This window comes from Shewanella woodyi ATCC 51908, from assembly GCF_000019525.1.
GTDB lineage: Bacteria > Pseudomonadota > Gammaproteobacteria > Enterobacterales > Shewanellaceae > Shewanella > Shewanella woodyi.
In genome coordinates, this window is the sequence record NC_010506.1 from 2575764 (window position 1) to 2595515 (window position 19752).

A 19752-nucleotide genomic window follows, 5' to 3' on the forward strand; every position below is an offset into this window, starting at 1 on the left:
AGTGGGAATATGGAAGCGAGAGAAGTAAAGAGTATTGCCGATGCCATTGCCATCATAGATGAGCGAGAGTTAACTCATGTGAAGGTGGGCGTGTTTGATAATGATGGCGTTATGCGCGGCAAGTATATGTCAAAAGCTAAGTTTATCGCTTCCTTAGAGAAGGGGTTTGCTTTTTGTGATGTGGTACTTGGCTGGGATGTTAAAGATCAGCTTTATGACAATGCTAAATACACAGGCTGGCATACGGGCTACCCTGATGCACCAGTGCGAATACTACCCCATACTTGCCGTGATGTAATTGGCGAAGAGGGGATGCTGTTATTTATTGCTGAGTTTGCCGAGGAAGCGGAAGCGGTTTGTCCACGAGGCACCCTAAGACGCGTGATTGAGAAAGCTGACAGTATGGGCTTTAACGCGTTTGCAGCGCTTGAATATGAGTTCTTTCTGTTTAATGAAACACCGCACTCTATTCGTAAGAAAAACTTTCGCGATCTCGAGACCATCACTCCCGATTGGTTTGGATACTCTATGATCCGCAATTCGGCTCATTCAGATCTTTATCAAGATATCCTGTCGATGGCTGAAACCATGGATTTTCCTATCGAAGGGATCCACTCAGAAACAGGGCCAGGTGTGATTGAAGCGGCCATTGCCGTCGACAGTGCAGAAACGGCTGCCGATAAAGGTGCACTATTTAAAACCTTTATGAAGGTACTGGCGCAGAAGCGAGATTTGATGGCGACCTTTATGGCGAAATGGTCGGGGGATTATCCAGGCCAAAGTGGCCATATACACCTCTCGCTGCAGAATAAAGATGGCACATCGGCGTTTTATGACCCCAGTCAGACCCACTCAATGAGTAAAATACAGCGGCATTTTTTAGCGGGTCAGCAAAAATTAATGCCCGAGTTTCTCTGCATGATAGCGCCAACAATTAATAGTTACTCACGTATGATCCCTGGTTTTTGGGCGCCCACTGATGCGACATGGGGCGTTGAAAACCGCACTACAGCTCTGAGAGTGATCCCAGGCTCTGCAAAGTCGCAACGAGTGGAGTACCGTTTAGGTGCTGCTGATGCAAACCCTTATCTTGCATTAGCTGCTGCGCTCGCTAGTGGCCTTTATGGCATAGAGCATGAGTTAGAGCCAGAAGCTCAAGTCAAAGGTAATGCCTATGAGCAGACTCATGATGTGCAATTAGCACTGCCTGCAACCTTATGGGATGCAGCGCAGAAGTTTAAGCAATCAACTGCCGCGGTCAGCTGCTTTGGTGAAGCGTTCGTTGAACACTACGCGATTAGCCGTGAGTGGGAGGAGCGTGAGTTTAGAAAACATGTTACTGACTGGGAGATGGCGCGGTATTTCGAAATTATCTAAAGAGTATAAGCATAAACAACTGACTAAAATTGTCGTACTGGAGTTAAGTGATTTATGGAACTACCTTCACAAGAAATGATGCAAGACACTGTCTCTCCAATAGATGGTAGTGTGTTTGTCAGCCGTCCGCTTGCCGATGAGCAACAGGTATTAGCCTGTGTTGAACAGGGGACTTTAGCTTATAAGGGGCCCGAAAATAGTTGGAAAGAGACTAAGCTCTGCGAACGTAAGGATCTGTGTAAAAAAGCCATCGAGCAACTACTGAGTCATAAAGATGAGATAGCTAGTGAGCTAAGTTGGATGATGGGGCGACCGATACGCTATGGCGCAGGCGAGCTTGCTGGTGTTGCTGAGCGTAGCGATTATATGATTGAGGTGTGTGAGAAAGCGTTAGCGGATATCACTCTTGAAGAGCGATCAGGATTTACTCGCTATATTAAACGAGAGTCTCTGGGCGTGGTACTGGTTATCGCTCCGTGGAACTACCCTTTTTTAACTGCCATCAATGCCATCATTCCCGCTTTACTTGCAGGGAATTGCGTTATTCTTAAACACTCTGCTCAGACACCTCTGTGCGCGGAGCGTCTGTACCAAGCATTTACAGACGCTGGGTTACCTCAAGGGGTTTTTCAATATCTGCATATGGATCATGACAATACCGCCAAGCTTATCGCCAATGAGCAGATAAATTATGTGGCGTTTACCGGTTCTGTTTTTGGCGGAGAGATGGTTGAGAAAGCGGCTGTCGGACGTTTTATCGGTGTTGGGTTAGAGTTAGGAGGAAAAGATCCTGCTTATGTTCGCGAAGATGCCGATATTGATAGCGCGGTAGAAACCTTAGTTGATGGTGCTTTTTTCAATTCAGGTCAATCCTGTTGTGGCATTGAGCGTATCTATCTTCATCACAGCATTTATGACGAATTTGTCGCAAAAGCGGTGGCGTTAACTGAGCAATATCAGCTGGGACGTTCAGATGAGTCAAATACTACCTTAGGTCCTTTGGTGAGAACTTCGGCGGCAGATTTTGTGCGTCAGCAGATAGATGATGCTGTGGCGCAGGGCGCCATCGCGCATATCGATGAGTCGCTATTTCCCATGAGCCAATCGGGTACTCCCTATCTTGCTCCCCAAATTCTGACTCAGGTCGATCACACCATGAAAGTGATGACACAGGAGTCCTTTGGACCTGTCGTGGGGATCATGAAGGTGATGGATGATGATGAAGCGGTTGCACTTATGAATGACAGTGATTTTGGTTTAACCGCGAGTATCTTTACCCAAGATATAGATCTTGGTATTACATTGGGTGAGCAGTTGCAGACAGGGACTTTTTTCCTTAATCGTTGTGACTATCTCGATCCAGCACTGGCCTGGACAGGGGTGAAACAATCAGGGCGAGGCTGCACGCTTTCTCAATTAGGTTTTGATCAGCTTACTCGACCTAAATCATTTCATATTAAACATGGTTAACCTCAATATAGTTAGATCCAAAAGGAGTTGTTAATGGATTTACACGCAAATTGGAATTTCCCCACGAATATTACTGTGGGTGAGGGCTGTTTAAGTCAGCTCGGGGAGCAGTGCAAAGCACTTAAGATGACTAAGGTCTTGTTGATCACCGATCCGGGCTTAGCTGATCTGCCTATGGTCAAAGAAGCCATGGGCTACTGCACTCAGGCTGGCTTAATGGTTGAGCTGTTTAGTGATATTCAAGGAAACCCCACTGGGGACAATGTCCGTGCAGGCGCAATATGTTTAAAGTCTGGTGGCTTTAATGGGGTGGTTGCTTTCGGTGGTGGCTCAAGTTTAGATGCGGCTAAAGCGATCGCCATGATAGCAAAACAGTCACTCTCCTTATGGAGCACTGAAGATGTTGGTGATAACTGGACCCGTATCGATGAAAGGCTGATGGTGCCCGTTGTGGCGGTGCCGACAACTGCTGGCACAGGCTCAGAGGTTGGGCGAGCGTCAGTGATAACCGATACCGACGGGGCTCACCATGTTAAAAGGATAATATTTCACCCTAAAATGCTTCCTGCCACTGTTTTACTCGACCCAAAGCTCACTTTGGGTTTGCCTCCTCCTATTACTGCAGCGACAGGTTTAGATGCCCTGTCTCATAGTCTAGAGGCCTATTGTGCGCCGTCTTATCACCCTATGGCTGAGGGTATTGCTATTGAGGGTATACGATTGGTGAAAGATTACCTCCCAAGAGCTGTGGCCAATGGAGAGGATATTGAGGCGCGAACTCAGATGCTGGTGGCATCGAGTATGGGAGCTACCAGTTTTCAGCGAGGTTTAGGTGCGATGCACGCCATTGCACACAGTCTTGGCGCCTTGTATGACAAGCATCATGGATTGCTAAATGCGATTTTGATGCCTTATGTGCTTAAGCGAAATCGGGCCCAAATAGAGAAAAAGATCATCCGTTTATCTCAATACCTCGAGCTTGATAACCCCAATTCTGATGGTTTTATGGATTGGATTTTAGCATTAAGAGCTGAGTTGAATATTCCCCATACGCTCGCTGATATTGGGATAACTTTAGCGGATGTGGTGTTAGTGGGAAAGATGGCAGCAAAAGATGCCGCAGCTGGCGGTAACCCTATAACATTAACCGATGCGGAATATTCGTTACTCTTTAGTGACGCGGTAAAAGGAGCGCTTTAGCGAGTTGATATTTGAGAGTCAGTTTATGGATAGTTTGATTCTCAATTTTGTCTTAATTTCACATAGGAGAGGTGAGATGAAAATAGGTATTTTACAATGTGATGATGTCACTGAAACACTGCAAGCTAAACATGGGAATTACCCTAAAATGTTTACTCGCTTGTTTGAGGATATCGATGCTCAGCTGGAGTTTTCAGTATTTCGTGTTATGGATGGACACTACCCCAGCTCGGTGGATGATTGTGATGCCTATATCACGACAGGCAGTCGCTTTGGGGTGAATGATGATGAGCCTTGGGTGGTACAGTTCCAACACTATATTGCCAAGCTCTTTGCCAGTAAGAAGAAGTTGATTGGGATCTGTTTTGGTCACCAAATGATGGTTAAAGCCTTAGGGGGAGAGGTGGTTAAGTCGCCTAAAGGCTGGGGGGTCGGTGTGGCAACATCTATGGTCACTCAACAAAAGCCATGGATGAATGGACTTTCCTCTGAGATATCTTTGGTGGTGAGCCATCAAGATCAGGTGGTTGAATTACCAGAGGGAACAGAGATCATCGCTGCCAGTGATTTTTGTCCCTTTTATATGATTCAGGTAAACGATCATTTTCTTGGTGTACAAGGCCACCCAGAGTTCAGTAAGCAATACTCACAAGATCTGATGTATGCACGCAGAGATAGGATCCCAAAAGAGCGGATAGAATCAGGTGTTGAGTCACTCTCACTTCCTGTTGATGACAAGTTGGTGACACGTTGGATGTTGAACTTCCTGCATTGAGGCCGATCACGTCAAGCTTGTTGGCTAGACTTTCATTGTAAATATCGTCTGTTTTCCACTCAATCCTCAGGTTTTTGATCATTTAAGGCTCAGATACGTTTTGCGTCCATAGCAGTTAGGATATAATCTTGCCTGCTGTTTGAAGCGATAACGCTAAAATGGTTTTGATTTGTTTCATAACTCTGAGTTATGAAGCGTGAAATTAGCCCTACTGTTTGTGGTATTAGATGACTGAAATCCAGAAAAATCCTGATGAGCTCACCATACTCTCATTGGACACTTGTACTGAATCCTGCTCGGCTGCCTTAAGTGTTAAAGGCAAGGTTTTTTCAGAGCTAGCTATAGTCCCTCGTGAACATAGTCAGCGTATCTTACCTATGGTAGATAGCGTGTTGTCACAAGCTAAAGTCCAGTTAGCCGATGTGGATCTCATCGCCTATGGGCGAGGTCCTGGTAGTTTTACTGGTATCCGGATCTGTACCAGCATGACCCAAGGGCTTGCATTGGGACAAGATATCCCTGTTATCGGGTTGTCAGCGTTGCAAACCATGGCTCAGGCAGTCTTTGATTCTCAAAGTGCCATGCAGGTGATCACCGCTATTGATGCCAGGATGGGCGAAATATATTGGGGACAGTTTGTCTTTGACAATGGTTTGGTCAAGCTCGTGGGAGCAGAAACTGTTATCGCACCAGATTTAGTCACATTAGAGCTTAATACCGAACTGCCGATTGTTGCATGTGGCACCGGATTTGAAACCTATCCTCAACTGCTTGAATTAACAGGTTCGATCACCTTAGCTAAAGAGGTGACATTCCCTGATGCTAAATCTATGTTGAGTTTGGCAAAACAGGGTTATACTCAAGGTTTAGCAACTTCGGTTGATTATTTGGCGCCTGTGTATGTTCGTGATACGGTGACTTGGAAAAAATTACCAGGTCGGGAATAATATCCAAAGCGCATTAGCCAAGCTCATAACAAGTCAGGTTTGAGCTGAAATTAAGTTGAGCAGAGAGAAGTAATGATAAGGGAGGAGGTGTGATGCAAGTTCAAGCAAACTATTTTGGCTCCTCTCAGGCTCAAGTCTCAGGAGTCTCAGGCGCTAATGGCTCAAGTCAGGTTAAACCCAATTCAGCTATTGATGCGGCCGAGCAGATTGAACGTGTAAAACAGGGCCAAGGTCTGGAAAAGGCCCTGATTGATGCTAACTCTGCCAGCAAAGATATACATGATACTCAGGGCGGTGTTCAACTCTTTGAACAGACAACGCCAGAGCAGTTATCAAATCGTTTAGGGGCCAAACTCGAATATGAGCGGGCAATACAGGGCAGCGAAGGTGCAGTTGCTCACTACCTTGCTAATGAGCATGCAGCTGCTCGTGAAGAGATCCAGCAGATGGTCGGCATAGATACCTATGCATAACTCCTCTGTTAACCCCCTTGAACAAGAAAAACTAGAGCGCAGTGGTGCCCCCTCAAGAGGTCGATTTTTCTTTGAGCTCATGTTTGCTTTCCTCATTACTCGCTTACCCTACATTAGTGTTCCTTTTAAGTGGCTTGAGAGTTACTTCCATGAGCTTTCACATGGTCTTGCAAGCCTAGTAACCGGTGGAAGTGTTAGTCATATTCAGCTTTTTCCTAATGGTGCTGGTTTGTGTTTTACTCAAGGTGGTTGGCCTATTGCTATAGGGTTTAGTGGTTACTTTGGCGCTGCACTTTGGGGATATCTGATATTTATCTTGGCAACTTGGCCAAAAGGGATCCGTGTTAGCTTTGCATTTTTAGGCTCTGCGGTGGTATTAACGACGTTATTGTGGGGACGAGATCTGTTAACTATCTCTATTTTAGCTTGTCTAGCTGTACTGTTTCTTCTGCCATTGAAATTAAACAATAATCGTTTTATGGACAGTGGCTTGAGGGTTATGGCGCTAATGATCATGCTTAATGCTTTGGCAAGTCCCACTGTGTTATTGGGACTTAGCGGTAAAGGGGATGCATCCATGTTGGCATCGCAAACTTGGATCCCAGCTTGGGTCTGGGTGTTCGTCTGGTTAGTTATCAGTGCGTTAATGATCTTCCTCTGCTGGCGGCGCGTGGATCAGGCCGCGTTAAAACGTTGAGCTTAAGTTGCTTCATTTAATATAAGTTACTTCACTTGATAGAAGATATTTACGTTTTCTTACATAATTCCAGTTTATACTCAAACCACTTCAAGATGCAGGATTCAGCATGTCGAGAAGTGACAGAGTTCAAGGCATGAAATAGTAGGACTAGTTATCCTAATTCAATATTTCATAACACAGAAAAATGTTGCTTCTCGCCATGCCCTTCGGGAGTTCCCGTAGAATCGCTGCAATGTGTTAGTGATATCAATAAGGGAATAACCATTATCCTTAATCACTGCCTTGTTCAGCTATCCTACGGGAGCTCTGAAACGAGCATCTTGAGGTGGTTTGGGTATATCACCCCCCTTATCTATCTTCCCCCCTTTATACATCTACGGTATTTTTCTGTTAGTTTGGTATAACTCAATAACATAAGGGATGCGTAATGAAAAAAAGAGCATTGATTGCCGGCATACTACTGGGAGCCACATCGAGTGCGAGTGTTTTTGCTCATGAACAAGCTCATGAAGTCAAAACCTTAGATCAAGTAGTGAAAAGTGACTTTAGGCAAGATAAGAATGTTAGCCGTGACAAGTACCGTCACCCATTAGAGACACTGACCTTTTTCGATATTAAGCCAAGCGATACCGTGATTGAGCTGTGGCCAGGAGGGGGATGGTACGCTGAGGTGTTGGCACCTTACCTTGCTGGAGAGGGACAATATGTTGCGGGTAATTTTGATACTAACCCAGCTGATGAGAAGAAGCGTAAAGGTTATCGTGCCACCTCAGGGAAAAAGTTTGAGGCTTGGCTAAAGAAGCATAAGACGCAAGTTGGCCAAGCGACCACAGTCACCTTCGATCCGCCAACTCACTATGTATTGGGCCGTGATGGAAGTGTCGATACCGTACTGACCTTCAGAAACCTTCATAACTGGGCGATGAAAGGGTATTTAGAGCCTGTATTTGAGTCGACCTATAAGGTGCTAAAACCAGGCGGAACCTTTGGTATCGTTGAGCATAGAGGTAAGGCGGGGATGGATGCAAAAACTGGTTACATGGATGAAGCACAAGTGATTGCATTAGCTGAGAAGGTAGGGTTTACCTTAGTGGCGAAGTCAGATGTGAATGCCAATGCTAAAGATACCAAAGATTATCCAAAAGGGGTTTGGACTCTACCACCGCGTCTGGCTTTAGAAGATGTCGATAAGGCCAAATACCTAGCAATTGGCGAGAGCGATCGCATGACGCTCAAGTTTATTAAAAATGTACAATAACCAATATTAATCAGTATAAGAGGCTATATGAGTCAATCTTGCGCCCCCGACAATGAGGTTGAGTTTCAGCTTCCTCATATTCGTCTATCCGGTCGGCTTTGGGGGGCGCCAGATAAACCTCTGTTACTTGCACTGCATGGCTGGTTAGATAATGCCAATAGTTTTACCCCTTTAGCGGAGCAGCTTACAGACTATCAAATATTAGCCATCGACTGGCCAGGTCATGGAGGCTCTGAGCACAGACCCGGTCTATATCCTCTGCATTGGATTGATTATCTGTATGATCTTGAGCTTTTGATGGACCACCTCAGTGAGGAGCAACAGCCTGTTGCCATTATTGGTCACTCTCTAGGAGGTATCGTTGCCTCTGCCTACGTGGCTGCTTTTCCTGAAAGAGTCGGAAAATTGGTACTTATCGAGGCGATAAGTCCTCTTTATGAGTTTGCCTCTAAGAATAATCAGCGATTACGTAATAGTTTCAGAGATCATGCGCTGTATCTAAAGAAGAAACATAAAGCTCCAGCAGTATATGAGTCTATTGAACCTGCGGTTAAAGCGAGAGTGAGGCTGACAGGACTCGATGCTAAGTGGTGTCGTTTGCTCGTTGAGCGAAATATGCACCCTAGTGAAGCGCCCCTAGCTGTTGGTTTTAGTTGGCGAAGCGATCCTAGGCTAAAGCTAGATTCTCCACTCAGACTTACCTTTGAACAGGTGGATGCTCTGATGACTGAGCATAGCGGTAACACCCTATTGATAACGGGAACCCGTGGCTTTTCACAGATAAATAAGATGCTGGTGAAGGCGGAAGCTTGGTTTGATCAACTTATCTGCGTAGAACTTGATGGCGATCACCATTTACATATGGAAAACGCACAAGGGGTAGGCAGTCAAATCACACAATTTTTGTCATAATATACCAATCAGTATAAAGATTTGATCGCTCAGCGAGAGTTTAGCGGTCCTGAGGCAAGGCAACGAGTGAAGAGCATAGTTATTCTACGGTTAAGCTCGTTAACACAGCATCAGCACCGCTAAAACTCGCCTGTAAGGAGTGTTTTTGGCTGCCTACTTCTGCGTTGAATGAACTTACAAGGGAACAACCATTATATCATCCATTCGCCTTGAATTAGTTTGCCAAAAGACACTCTGAGTAGATCAACTTCTTATATTGATTGGTATTATACCCACCTTCTTAATAAGGCGATCTTTCTGCATGAGTCAAAGCATGGTTTACAAAAAGGGACTAGGCTTTTTACTCTATTTATGTGATGATGTTCAAAATTAAAACGCCTGTATGAATTCGGTGTAAATAAAATAAAAAATTAAGTCAGTGATTTTGCTTGTTGTTTTAACAAGCTTTTTACAGAGAGTATGTTTCTGTATCCGCTGAATGTGGGGATTTTAGGAGAGATTTGTGGAACAGATTTGGATAGATAATTTACCGGATGATGTATCTAACGAGATTGACGTTAACCGATATAACTCGCTGGTGGAGATGTTTGAGACCTCAGTGTCTAAATATGCCGATCAACCAGCTTTCGTCAATATGGGCGCGACATTAACCTATCGTAAACTTGAAGAGCGCAGTCGTGCTTTTGCTGCGTATCTGCAAAATGATCTTAAGCTGGAAAAGGGTGACAGAGTCGCCATCATGATGCCGAACCTGCTGCAATACCCCATTGCACTCTTTGGGATCTTACGTGCGGGCATGGTGGTCGTTAACGTAAACCCTCTATATACGCCACGAGAGCTGAAACATCAGCTAAATGATTCCGGTGCAAAAGCGATTGTTGTGGTATCAAATTTTGCCCACACCCTTGAGAAGGTTGTCGATCAAACTTGTGTCGAGAGCGTTATTTTAACAGGACTTGGGGATCTTCTTAGTGCGCCTAAACGCACCTTAGTTAACTTCGTGGTTAAATACATTAAGAAGATGGTGCCTAAGTACAATCTTCCCCATGCGATTTCGATGCGAAAAGCCTTAAGTAAAGGCAGACGCATGCAGTACGTGAAACCTAAGTTAGTCAACGATGATCTTGCTTTTCTGCAGTATACCGGCGGGACAACTGGGGTCTCTAAAGGTGCCATGTTGACCCATGCAAACGTGGTGAGTAATCTGCTACAGGCAGATGCGGCATACTCTCCTATGCTGATTGATGGCAAAGAGTTTGTTGTCACAGCGCTACCGCTTTATCACATCTTTGCTTTGACGGTGAACTGTCTGCTCTTTATGCACAAAGGGGCAAATAACCTGTTGATCACTAACCCTAGGGATCTCCCTGCATTTGTTGGTGAGCTGAAAAAGCATCCATATACGGCACTGACTGGGGTTAATACGCTTTTTAACGCCTTAGTTAACTCCGAAGAGTTTAAAGATTTAGATTTTTCTCAGCTTAAACTGTCGATTGGCGGTGGTATGGCGGTGCAACGCGCTGTTGCGGATAAGTGGCAGGCTATCACTAAGACTAAACTGCTTGAGGGCTACGGTTTAACCGAAGCTGCGCCTTTGGTGACATGTTGTCCTTATAACCTTGAAGGCTATAACGGTTCTATCGGCTTTCCTGTGGCGATGACAGATATCCAGGTACGTGATGATGAAGGAAAGGTCTTGCCCCAAGGTGAGATTGGAGAGCTGTTTGCTAAAGGGCCTCAGATCATGAAAGGTTATTGGCAGAGACCAGAAGAGACTGCTAATGTTATCGATACTCAAGGTTATCTAGCAACCGGTGATATCGGTTATATGGATGAACAGGGATTCTTCTTCATTGTCGATCGTAAGAAAGATATGATTCTAGTCTCTGGCTTTAATGTCTTCCCTAATGAGGTGGAGGAGGTTGTTGCTCTACATCCAAAAGTGATTGAAGTCGCTGCGGTTGGAGTGCCTAATGAGCTTTGTGGTGAGTTAGTTAAGGTATTTGTCGTTAAAAATGATAAATCTTTAAGCGAACAAGATCTCATCACACATTGTCGTAAGCATTTAACGGGATATAAAGTGCCTAAGCTGGTAGAATTTAGAGAAGAGCTACCGAAATCGAACGTGGGTAAGATCCTACGTAGAGAGTTAAGGGATGAAGTTAAGTCATCTTAATGACATTTCCCTGTTTGGCGTGAAATAAGTGTCGCGCCATTTAAACCTCTAAGCCGGCCTTGATGCCGGCTTTTCTATTTTTTACAGCATGCCATTATCCGGGAGAACAATTTGTTAGCGTTTCAATATATAGATGATGATGCAAGTTTAGCTAAGCTTGTTTCTCAGTACAGAGAGAGTCAGTTACTGGTATTGGACACTGAATTTGTTCGTACCCGCACTTTTTATGCTCGCCTTGGCTTAATACAAGCTTATGATGGTAAAACCCTGGCCTTGATTGACCCTGTGGCAGTCAGTGATCTTTCAGGTTTCTGGAGCTTGTTGACAGAGCCTAGCATCACTACGATTTTACACTCATGCAGTGAAGATTTAGAGGTCTTTGCTCGCAACGGTCAGTGTCAGCCAGTCAAGCTGTTCGATAGCCAGATTGCCGCAGCATTATGTGGTTTCGGCCATGGCTTGGGCTATGCAAAGCTGGTTGAGCAAACCTTGAACATCCCACTTGATAAAGGCGAATCTCGTACCGACTGGATGAAACGTCCCTTAAGTGAAGCGCAGCTGAACTATGCGGCTAACGATGTTTACTACCTTTATCAGCTCTATCCACAACTTGTAGAGAAGCTTGAGGAGCAAAATAGACTGGGTTGGGTATTCGAAGAGGGTGAGCGTATGACCCAAGGTCGTCTGTCTCCACCGGATCTTGAGCTGGCTTATTTAAGGGTTAAAAACGCATTTCAACTGAGTCCTAAACAGTTAGCATATTTAAAAGTATTAGCAAAATGGCGCTTATCAAAAGCCCTGTCACGGGATCTTGCTGTAGGTTTTGTTGTTAAAGATCACGGCTTAATTGGCTTAGCGAAAAAGCAGCCTAAAAATAGCAGTGAACTCTATAAGATGATTGAGCTGACAGAGCAGGAGAAGCGTGTTCATGGCAAAGATCTTATTAGGTTATTAGCCACGGCGGATCTGGATAACCTGCCCGACGCTATCGATGTATTGGCATTGAAAACAGGCTATAAGAGTTCGTTTAAAACTATTAAGCAGTGTTTAAGTGAGCTCAGTGAACGCCATGAAGTACCTATTGAGCTCTTGGGTTCTAAGCGGCATATTCATGAGTATCTTGAGTGGTTGTGGGCAGGTAAGGTTGGAGATAAACCTCTGCTGTTATCTGGCTGGCGTGAAACCTTGGTTTCAGCACCGCTGTCGGCACTGTCTCTCTAATTTAGTCCAACTTGGGCCATATTATTAAGCAAACAACTAAACCCCGACTTCATGTCGGGGTTTTGTATATCACACTCTTATGACTTTTCAGGAAGAGTGACGTTAAGCTCAAGTACCGAGAGTTTATTATCATTTTTATCGAGTTGAACAGAAACCTGTTCAGGGTCGATATGCACATACTTTTTTATCACCTCAATGATCTCTTGCTTCATTTGAGGAAAGTAATCCGGTGCATCTCGCTCACCACGCTGATGGGCAACGATGATTTGCAAACGCTCTTTGGCTGTAACCGCTGTAGCCGGTTTTTTACTGCTTTTGAAATAATCAAGTAAAGACATAATTAACTACCAAATATCCGTTTTAAGAAACCTTTCTTCTGCTCAGTGACAAAACGTAAAGGTAGCTCTTCTCCCAATAAGCGATCGACGCTATCGCTGTATGCTTTACCCGCATCACTCTCTTGATCCATGATAACAGGTACACCTGAATTAGAGGCTTTTAGGACAGCTTGAGACTCAGGAATAACCCCAATGAGTGGTATTGCTAAGATCTCTTCTACATCTTCAACACTTAACATCTCACCTGTGGTGACGCGTGCAGGGGAGTAGCGTGTTAATAATAGATACTCTTTAACTGGCTCTAATCCCTCTTCGGCGCGTTTAGATTTACTCTGTAACATACCAAGAATTCGGTCGGAGTCTCTGACTGAGCTCACCTCTGGGTTCGTGGTTACAACAGCGACATCTGCAAAGTATAGCGCCATCATAGCGCCTGTTTCGATGCCTGCAGGTGAATCACAAATGATAAACTCAAAATCTTTTGCTAAATCATCCAGTACCTTGCCAACGCCCTCTTTGGTAAGTGCATCTTTATCACGGGTCTGTGAAGCTGGTAGAACAAATAGGTTTGGACAACGCTTATCTTTGATCAATGCTTGATTCAAGTTTGCCTCGCCATTGATCACATTGACGAAGTCGTAGACGACTCTGCGCTCACACCCCATGATAAGGTCTAAGTTACGTAGTCCGATATCAAAATCAACAACGACAGTTTTATGTCCCTTTAATGCCAAACCTGTAGCAATAGCCGCACTGGATGTGGTTTTACCCACGCCGCCTTTACCTGAGGTGACAACAATTATTTGTGTCATTTCTAATTCTTTCCTTTTTGCTGTCTTTAAAGTGGCAGCGCTTCGATGGTAAGAGATTCACCTTCGAGGCGAACACAGCCACTTTTCGTTGTACTATTATGTTGAATGTTTTCCGCTAGCCAGTATTGACCTGCAATGGAGACCAGTTCGGCCTCCAAGGAGCGAGCGATGATGATGGCGTGTTTGTCGCCAGATGCACCAGCCATCGCTTTGCCGCGTAAATTGCCATAAATATGTATGCTGCCATCGGCAATCACTTCAGCGCCATTACCCACAGTGCCAAAAATCACTAAATCGGCATTCTTGGCATAAATCTGCTGCCCAGAACGCACATTTTGTTTCACTATTTTACTGGTTTTAGGAAGCTGAGGCTGAGTATTTGATTGCTTACCGGATTTGATGTTCGCAAGACCCAGTGCTTTTGCTTGGGTGGCTATCTCATCAATCGCTTCGGTGATCCCAACAATGACTAACTGCCTTGATATGAGCAGGTCTTTTAGTGCCGCTAAGTTATAGTCGGGGGCCTTGATGCGACTTAAATTAACCACAAGTGGCGCACCGAGAAAAAATTGCGGAGCAATAGCTAATTTGCCGTCTAACTCAATTGTCACTTTTTCCAGATCAAGCTGGTTAATGTGGAGTACAGAGAGTGTAAATGATGAGCCTTTTAACTCTAGGCTGGGTGTCTGCATTGTGACCTTAGCTCTTTATAAAATAATCAGACTTGGCGCTGATTTGCATTATATTAATAGCTGTCCATGTTATAGTGTGACTCAGTCAGTGGCAAGTTGAATAGTAGGAAAGTAGACAGTATATGATCTGTGCGGTATATAAGAGTCGGCGTAAAGCCGATAGTTATCTTTTCGTTGAAAAACGTAATGAATTTGAACGTGTCCCCGAAGCACTGCTCGAGATGTTTGGCCCTCCAGAACTTGTGATGATGCTACCTTTAATGAAGCGTGATCATTTAGGCTTTGCTGATATTGAAAAAGTGAAGAGTGAATTGGCCGATAAAGGCTTTTATCTTCAATTACCTCCGCCTGTGGTTAACCTGCTTGAAGAGCATAAGCGTGAAATAGGCTACAGTAGAGATTAATTGAGATTAACGATTAGCTTAATTAGGGATACAAAATGACAGGGATAAATCTCGGAGCCATTAGTGCTACTTTTGTGATCGCAATAGGGTTACAGCATAACGTTTTTGCCCAAGACGTTAAACCCACATCCAGTTTTCAGCAATTCCTTTCTAACCTTAAGCAGGAAGCAAGAGAGAAGGGGATAGCTGAGCAGACGTTAGAATCGAGTTTTTCCAATATCAAGTTGTTTAGAGCTGCGCAAGACAGCAGTAAAACAGCTGAAAAGTCGATGACCACCTTAGAGACCTATATTCCTGAGCGCGTTCCTGAGTGGAAAGTGGATAAGGCCAGAGCTCAGTTCCTTCAATACAAGACAGAGCTTAAGGCTATTGGCGATAAGTACGGTGTTCAGCCCAGATTTCTCGTTGCGCTTTGGGCACTGGAGTCTGATTTTGGTGAAGCGATAAGTCAGTACCCACTGCTGTCAGTTACCGCCTCAAAAGCTTTTGATAAACCAGAACGTGTCGACTACCAAGAGGAGGTTTTTGCGACTTTGCAGATCCTTGAGCAGGAGTCCTTGCAAGTTAGTGAACTTAAAAGCTCATCTAAAGGGTTAGTGGGTCAGCCTCTATTTTTGCCCAGTCAATACCTTCTTTATGCACAAGATGGGGATGGCGACGGAAAGATTGATCTATGGGGCAATCCTCAAGATATCTTTGCATCTCTTGCTAATTATTTAAAGCAAGTTGGTTGGAAAGGTGAGCAGACTTGGGGACGACAGGTATTGTTACCAGAGAACTTTGATGTCAACGACTCATCTAATGGGATCTCCAAAACGTTTTCTCAATGGGGGGAACTAGGGATAAGCCGCTATAACGGTAAGGCGCTTCCAAATCGAGATGATATGTTGGTTTCACTCATTATGCCTGACGGTGCAAAGGGGCGAGCCTATCTGGTTTACGATAACTATCGTACTTTAATCAAACGAATGGACTCCGACTATCAAGCTTTGTCGGTGACCTATCTTTCAGAGCGCATTAGATAGCTCAACAGCAGTCACAAGTGTGGTTACCTGGGTGATAATATCAGGTTTCATTATCGCTGATGACTAGTGTAAAATAGCCCGTGAGAACGGGCTTTTTTGTAGATTAAAAATCATGTCATTTTGGAAAGAAAAATCCTTAGCGCAGCTTGATACCCAAGAGTGGGAATCATTGTGTGATGGGTGCGGTAAGTGCTGTTTAAATAAGTTAATCGATGATGAAACCGAAGAGCTCTATTACACCAATGCAGCCTGTAAACTATTAGATCATCAAGATGGTCACTGCGTTCATTATCAGGAACGCTTCACCTTTGTGCCATCTTGCACTCAAGTGACGGTTGATAACGTTGCCCAGTTGACTTGGCTTCCCGATAGTTGTGCATATAGGCGCTTGTATCTTGGGCGAGAGTTACCCTCTTGGCACCCTTTGATCACAGGCTCGAAAGCAGCGATGCACGAGGCTGGTATGTCGACACAAAATAAAGTGAAGTGTGAGACAAAGGTGAGATATATCGAAGACCATATCGTGTTGTGGCCGATGAGAGATCTGGACTAATACAGACATTGTGAATAGTCCAGATAGATTTTGAGTGCTATTTTGCCGCTTTTGTTTTACTGGCTAAGCGCTTTTCTTGTGTTATCACCTTACTCCAAAACTCTGAGCCTAGCTCTGCAATAACTCGGGATTCACCGTTTAGTAACATGGCCATACCTATTTTCAGACGTGGGGAGTAAGCAATTTCTGCTACATAGCCTGCTACCCATCCCGCGTGGTACACCAGCTCTTCGCCTTCAAAATCGTAGACTCTCCACCCTTTACCGTAATGGGCATCATTGAGATGAGTTCGCCATTCACGACGTCTAAGCTCCTTACGTGTGCGCACTCCTGGCTCCTTAATATCTTCGAGTAGCTGCGGGCTTAGTACCTTAGGGTTATTCCCTAAATTGGCAATCAACCATTTAGAGATATCTGTGATGCTGGCATTGACGCCAGCTGCCGGCTCTACTTGATAGTAGTTAGGTTTTACCTTGACCTTTTTAAAGCCCGAACGGGTTTTTATATGGGGACTTGCGCGATTATTGCTTGCTAGAAAGGCGTCCATACCAATGGAAGCTGTGCTCATTTTAAGGGGGGAGAAGATCCGCTTTTCGACTAAGTTTGCATAGCTGCTGCCGGTTTGCTGCTCAATCACAGGTTGGATAAATGAGAAGGCGATATTTTGATAGCTGTAGCAGACACCGGGGGAGCACATGGGAGTAAGCTTAGAAAACTGAGGGATTATTTTCTTTAGTTTACCGTTGGCATTGAGAATATTGTCGTAGCTGTTAGGCATTAACCCTGTGCTTTGTCCAATCACATGACCCAAATTGATCTCTTTTGTTGCTGAGGAGTCTGCAAGTTTAAATTCAGGCATATAGTGGATAAGTGAATCCTCCCAACTGAATTTTTTCTCATGAACCAGCATGGTTGCTAAGGTGCCTGCAAATGTTTTCGACACCGATGCTAATCTGAATACCGTGTTGCTGTTTATATTGAGTGAGCCGCCTTTTTTACGTTTTCCGTATGAGCTCATTTTTAAGATTTTATCATCTTCAATGATGACAAAAGCGCCGCCTGGCACGCCATTTTTCTTTAGTTGTTTATGAAACTCTTGTTTAAAGTTATCGCTTAGCGCTTGGTAATCAGATTTTGCTATTGCTTGAGTTGAAAGCAATAAACAGGCAAGCCCGAAAGGGAAAAGTTGTCGCGACTTAAAAAGCATAAAAATTATAGCTCCAAATGAACATCAAAAATGTGCAGCTTAAGAGGGCTTGTAAGTACAAGCGCTGCAACTGTTATCAAGCCACTTCAAAATGCAGGGCTGAATATATCGTGAAGTGGCTTAACCCAGTAAGCTAGGCTAACAAATAAATGTGAATAAAACAGTAGATGCGCGGTGATTTAATCGCCTTACAGTCTCTTTTTTGTTAAAAAACTTGTCACAATTCTCACCTCTGGGTAATCTGGTTTCATCTTGTATTCAATCACTTGAGAAATATGAAACTGGCATTACTCAGCTCTCCTACCTCTTCAAATGGTATCGATGCGATAAAGCAGATATTAGCTGTTCAGAAAAAGAAGGTATGTAAGCTTGCTTATATCGCCTCTGGTCCTGAGCCCGATAGAAGGTATTTTAGTCAGACCCAAACGCTTTATGAGGAGTTAGGCGCTCAGATGCCACTTTTTGTCGAGCTTGAGTCGGAGTTTGATGACGATATTTTGCCAGAGCTATTTGGTTGCGACGTTATCCACCTCGCAGGTGGGGATACCTTCCGGTTTTTAAAAGGGTTAAAGCGAAGAGGGCTGCTGCCTAAATTAAGGCAGTATGTCGAAGCGGGTGGGGCGTTAGTTGGTGTGAGCGCTGGTGCTATGATCATGACACCATCAATTGAGAGTGCTTTTTTGTGTGGTGATAGTAATGATGTTGAGCTCAAGGATTTATCGGCTTTAGAGTTAGTGCCATTTCACTTTATGCCGCATCTGCCTAGCGAATTATCAACTCCAGTGGATTTTATTGCAGAGCTGCAGCGCAAAGATGTTGAGTTTGATGAGGCGTTGTTTGAGTCTCTCTATCTGTGTCAGGATAATAGTGCACTGGTTCTTATCGATGGAGAGCTAGAGGAGCTGGGTTCACCGCTTCTTTGGACAAGCTGTGTTGAGTGCTAATTTGTAGGAATCGCGGATTAAACCTAGGGAGTTAAAATCCCCTAGGTTTAATCCTGAGTTATTTATTTCAATGCTTGGTTAAATCGCTCGAAACCCGCTTCGAGATCGGCAATCAGATCATCAGGATCTTCAAGACCAACATGAAGACGGATAAGCGGTTTGCTGCTGTCCCAATGGGTTGCGGTGCGAAGCCTGTCGATACCAAATACGCCCAAAATTAGGCTCTCAAATCCTCCCCAAGAGAATCCCATCTTAAAATGAGCCATATTCTCAACCAGTGCGGTGACTGAATTTAGAGAACCCTCTTTTAATACAAAAGAGAACAGACCGTTGGAGCCGCTAAAATCACGCTCAAAAAACTCATGTCCTGGGCAAGTGTCGAAAGCTGGATGCCTTATGTGGTCAACCTCTGGGCGAGATTGTAACCAATTTGCCACTTTAAGCGCATTACGCTCATGTTGCTGCATACGCACGCCTAATGTTCTCAGACCTCGACTGGCAAGGTAGACATCATCAGGTGAGGTGCATTGTCCCATTAAATAGCTATTTTCTCTTAGTTGATCCCAATGGGCCTCGTTAGAGGTTGCTGTACCCATCATTACATCTGAGTGGCCAACAATGTATTTAGTGGCTGCTTGAATAGAGATATCCACTCCCATCTCGAATGGACGAGAGTTGATAGGAGATGCCCAAGTGTTGTCTAACATCACTGTTAATCCATGTTGGTGCGCGACCTTTGCTAAGGTGGGGACATCTTGGATCTCCATGGTGATGGAGCCGGGGGATTCGAGAAATAGCACCTTAGTGTTGGGCTTAATCAGGGCTTCGATTCCTGCACCTATCATAGGATCATAATAGGTGGTTTCTATGCCAAAACCTGCCAGCAGTTTATTACAGAGATCCCGCGTCGGTTCATAAGCGCTGTCGACCATCAGAAGGTGATCGCCAGCCTTTAGAAATGAGAGCAGGGCACCGCTAATCGCCGCAGAACCAGATGGATAGAGGGCAGTGCCTACTCCGCCTTCAAGCTCTGCAATAGCTGCTTGAAAAGCAAAATGAGTTGGGCCGCCACGTCTGCCGTAAAACATCTCTCCTTTGGCTCTATTTTTAGTCGCAAAACGCATCTCCTCCATGGTATCGAATACCATGGTTGATGCTCTAAAAACAGGCGGGTTTATCACCCCTTTAGTCCATTTTTTATCACGTCCGACACTGACTATCTGGGTATCTTTTTTCATAGGGCAGCTCTTTTTTACAACTAAAGAATG

Annotated in this window: 20 protein-coding genes; 15 read left to right on the plus strand and 5 right to left on the minus strand. The window is 44.5% G+C overall.

Annotated features, from left to right (window positions below; translation table 11 throughout):
* The first annotated feature begins 9 nt into the window (after window positions 1-9).
* From SWOO_RS10750 to rnd, 11 genes are all read left to right on the plus strand, one after another.
* On the plus strand, window positions 10-1377 hold the full coding sequence (locus SWOO_RS10750) for a glutamine synthetase family protein (protein WP_012324730.1): 1368 nt from the start codon (window positions 10-12) through the stop codon (window positions 1375-1377).
* A gap of 54 nt (window positions 1378-1431) precedes the next feature.
* The gene (locus SWOO_RS10755) at window positions 1432-2847 is read left to right on the plus strand and encodes an aldehyde dehydrogenase family protein (protein ID WP_012324731.1); all 1416 of its coding nucleotides are present in this window, start codon (window positions 1432-1434) and stop codon (window positions 2845-2847) included.
* A 33-nt stretch (window positions 2848-2880) separates the two neighbouring features.
* Window positions 2881-4047, plus strand: coding sequence for an iron-containing alcohol dehydrogenase (locus tag SWOO_RS10760; protein WP_012324732.1), 1167 nt, complete (start codon window positions 2881-2883; stop codon window positions 4045-4047).
* A gap of 76 nt (window positions 4048-4123) precedes the next feature.
* Window positions 4124-4822, plus strand: coding sequence for a GMP synthase (locus SWOO_RS10765; RefSeq protein WP_012324733.1), 699 nt, complete (start codon window positions 4124-4126; stop codon window positions 4820-4822).
* Window positions 4823-5049: 227 nt separating this feature from the next.
* Entirely contained in the window at window positions 5050-5769 is a 720-nt protein-coding gene (gene tsaB, locus SWOO_RS10770; protein ID WP_012324734.1) for a tRNA (adenosine(37)-N6)-threonylcarbamoyltransferase complex dimerization subunit type 1 TsaB, read from the plus strand.
* 89 nt (window positions 5770-5858) lie between these two features.
* Window positions 5859-6242 (plus strand): hypothetical protein, encoded by a 384-nt coding sequence (locus tag SWOO_RS10775; RefSeq protein WP_229377342.1) that lies wholly within the window; start codon window positions 5859-5861, stop codon window positions 6240-6242.
* Window positions 6235-6939 carry a M50 family metallopeptidase gene (locus SWOO_RS10780; protein WP_012324736.1) on the plus strand — a complete coding sequence of 235 codons (705 nt, stop codon included), beginning with the start codon at window positions 6235-6237 and terminating at the stop codon, window positions 6937-6939. The genes SWOO_RS10775 and SWOO_RS10780 overlap by 8 nt, the downstream gene beginning before the upstream one ends.
* Before the next feature lie 430 nt (window positions 6940-7369).
* A complete protein-coding gene (locus SWOO_RS10785; protein ID WP_012324737.1) occupies window positions 7370-8200 on the plus strand; it encodes a class I SAM-dependent methyltransferase in 831 nt (276 codons plus the stop codon).
* A 27-nt stretch (window positions 8201-8227) separates the two neighbouring features.
* Entirely contained in the window at window positions 8228-9112 is an 885-nt protein-coding gene (locus SWOO_RS10790) for an alpha/beta hydrolase (protein ID WP_012324738.1), read from the plus strand.
* 502 nt (window positions 9113-9614) lie between these two features.
* Entirely contained in the window at window positions 9615-11288 is a 1674-nt protein-coding gene (fadD, locus tag SWOO_RS10795; RefSeq protein ID WP_012324739.1) for a long-chain-fatty-acid--CoA ligase FadD, read from the plus strand.
* A gap of 111 nt (window positions 11289-11399) precedes the next feature.
* On the plus strand, window positions 11400-12509 hold the full coding sequence (rnd, locus tag SWOO_RS10800) for a ribonuclease D (RefSeq protein WP_012324740.1): 1110 nt from the start codon (window positions 11400-11402) through the stop codon (window positions 12507-12509).
* A 77-nt stretch (window positions 12510-12586) separates the two neighbouring features.
* Here the strand turns inward: rnd and minE are convergent, their stop codons facing one another.
* Genes minE through minC form a run of 3 tightly spaced genes read right to left on the minus strand, consistent with a single transcriptional unit; the run spans window position 12587 to window position 14351 of the window.
* Entirely contained in the window at window positions 12587-12847 is a 261-nt protein-coding gene (gene minE, locus SWOO_RS10805; protein ID WP_012324741.1) for a cell division topological specificity factor MinE, read from the minus strand.
* 2 nt (window positions 12848-12849) lie between these two features.
* Window positions 12850-13659, minus strand: a complete 810-nt coding sequence (gene minD / locus SWOO_RS10810) for a septum site-determining protein MinD (protein ID WP_012324742.1) — start codon at window positions 13657-13659, stop codon at window positions 12850-12852.
* A gap of 26 nt (window positions 13660-13685) precedes the next feature.
* On the minus strand, window positions 13686-14351 hold the full coding sequence (gene minC, locus SWOO_RS10815) for a septum site-determining protein MinC (protein ID WP_012324743.1): 666 nt from the start codon (window positions 14349-14351) through the stop codon (window positions 13686-13688).
* A gap of 122 nt (window positions 14352-14473) precedes the next feature.
* Here minC and SWOO_RS10820 point away from each other — a divergent pair, with 122 nt between their 5' ends.
* From SWOO_RS10820 to SWOO_RS10830, 3 genes are all read left to right on the plus strand, one after another.
* Window positions 14474-14755, plus strand: coding sequence for a YcgL domain-containing protein (locus SWOO_RS10820; RefSeq protein WP_012324744.1), 282 nt, complete (start codon window positions 14474-14476; stop codon window positions 14753-14755).
* A 35-nt stretch (window positions 14756-14790) separates the two neighbouring features.
* The gene (locus SWOO_RS10825; protein WP_012324745.1) at window positions 14791-15780 is read left to right on the plus strand and encodes a lytic murein transglycosylase; all 990 of its coding nucleotides are present in this window, start codon (window positions 14791-14793) and stop codon (window positions 15778-15780) included.
* A gap of 112 nt (window positions 15781-15892) precedes the next feature.
* Window positions 15893-16333 carry a YcgN family cysteine cluster protein gene (locus SWOO_RS10830; RefSeq protein ID WP_012324746.1) on the plus strand — a complete coding sequence of 147 codons (441 nt, stop codon included), beginning with the start codon at window positions 15893-15895 and terminating at the stop codon, window positions 16331-16333.
* A gap of 37 nt (window positions 16334-16370) precedes the next feature.
* Here SWOO_RS10830 and SWOO_RS10835 read toward each other — a convergent pair whose 3' ends face one another.
* Complete coding sequence (locus SWOO_RS10835; RefSeq protein ID WP_012324747.1) at window positions 16371-17540, minus strand: serine hydrolase domain-containing protein; 1170 nt, start codon at window positions 17538-17540, stop codon at window positions 16371-16373.
* A gap of 275 nt (window positions 17541-17815) precedes the next feature.
* Here SWOO_RS10835 and SWOO_RS10840 point away from each other — a divergent pair, with 275 nt between their 5' ends.
* Entirely contained in the window at window positions 17816-18484 is a 669-nt protein-coding gene (locus tag SWOO_RS10840) for a Type 1 glutamine amidotransferase-like domain-containing protein (protein ID WP_012324748.1), read from the plus strand.
* 62 nt (window positions 18485-18546) lie between these two features.
* On the opposite strand, the gene SWOO_RS10845 is transcribed toward SWOO_RS10840, so the two are convergent.
* Entirely contained in the window at window positions 18547-19722 is a 1176-nt protein-coding gene (locus tag SWOO_RS10845; protein WP_012324749.1) for a cystathionine beta-lyase, read from the minus strand.
* Window positions 19723-19752 lie beyond the last annotated feature (30 nt).

Bases quoted from the DNA above. Each gene is read 5' to 3' on its own strand.
- SWOO_RS10830 (WP_012324746.1), top strand. From the start codon at position 15,893: ATGTCATTTTGGAAAGAAAAATCCTTAGCGCAGCTTGATACCCAAGAG.
- SWOO_RS10820 (WP_012324744.1), top strand. From the start codon at position 14,474: ATGATCTGTGCGGTATATAAGAGTCGGCGTAAAGCCGATAGTTATCTT.
- SWOO_RS10785 (WP_012324737.1), top strand. From the start codon at position 7,370: ATGAAAAAAAGAGCATTGATTGCCGGCATACTACTGGGAGCCACATCG.
- SWOO_RS10790 (WP_012324738.1), top strand. From the start codon at position 8,228: ATGAGTCAATCTTGCGCCCCCGACAATGAGGTTGAGTTTCAGCTTCCT.
- SWOO_RS10780 (WP_012324736.1), top strand. From the start codon at position 6,235: ATGCATAACTCCTCTGTTAACCCCCTTGAACAAGAAAAACTAGAGCGC.
- SWOO_RS10755 (WP_012324731.1), top strand. From the start codon at position 1,432: ATGGAACTACCTTCACAAGAAATGATGCAAGACACTGTCTCTCCAATA.
- SWOO_RS10835 (WP_012324747.1), bottom strand. From the start codon at position 17,540: ATGCTTTTTAAGTCGCGACAACTTTTCCCTTTCGGGCTTGCCTGTTTA.
- minE (WP_012324741.1), bottom strand. From the start codon at position 12,847: ATGTCTTTACTTGATTATTTCAAAAGCAGTAAAAAACCGGCTACAGCG.
- SWOO_RS10760 (WP_012324732.1), top strand. From the start codon at position 2,881: ATGGATTTACACGCAAATTGGAATTTCCCCACGAATATTACTGTGGGT.
- SWOO_RS10765 (WP_012324733.1), top strand. From the start codon at position 4,124: ATGAAAATAGGTATTTTACAATGTGATGATGTCACTGAAACACTGCAA.
- SWOO_RS10750 (WP_012324730.1), top strand. From the start codon at position 10: ATGGAAGCGAGAGAAGTAAAGAGTATTGCCGATGCCATTGCCATCATA.
- tsaB (WP_012324734.1), top strand. From the start codon at position 5,050: ATGACTGAAATCCAGAAAAATCCTGATGAGCTCACCATACTCTCATTG.
- minD (WP_012324742.1), bottom strand. From the start codon at position 13,659: ATGACACAAATAATTGTTGTCACCTCAGGTAAAGGCGGCGTGGGTAAA.
- minC (WP_012324743.1), bottom strand. From the start codon at position 14,351: ATGCAGACACCCAGCCTAGAGTTAAAAGGCTCATCATTTACACTCTCT.
- SWOO_RS10845 (WP_012324749.1), bottom strand. From the start codon at position 19,722: ATGAAAAAAGATACCCAGATAGTCAGTGTCGGACGTGATAAAAAATGG.
- SWOO_RS10825 (WP_012324745.1), top strand. From the start codon at position 14,791: ATGACAGGGATAAATCTCGGAGCCATTAGTGCTACTTTTGTGATCGCA.
- SWOO_RS10840 (WP_012324748.1), top strand. From the start codon at position 17,816: ATGAAACTGGCATTACTCAGCTCTCCTACCTCTTCAAATGGTATCGAT.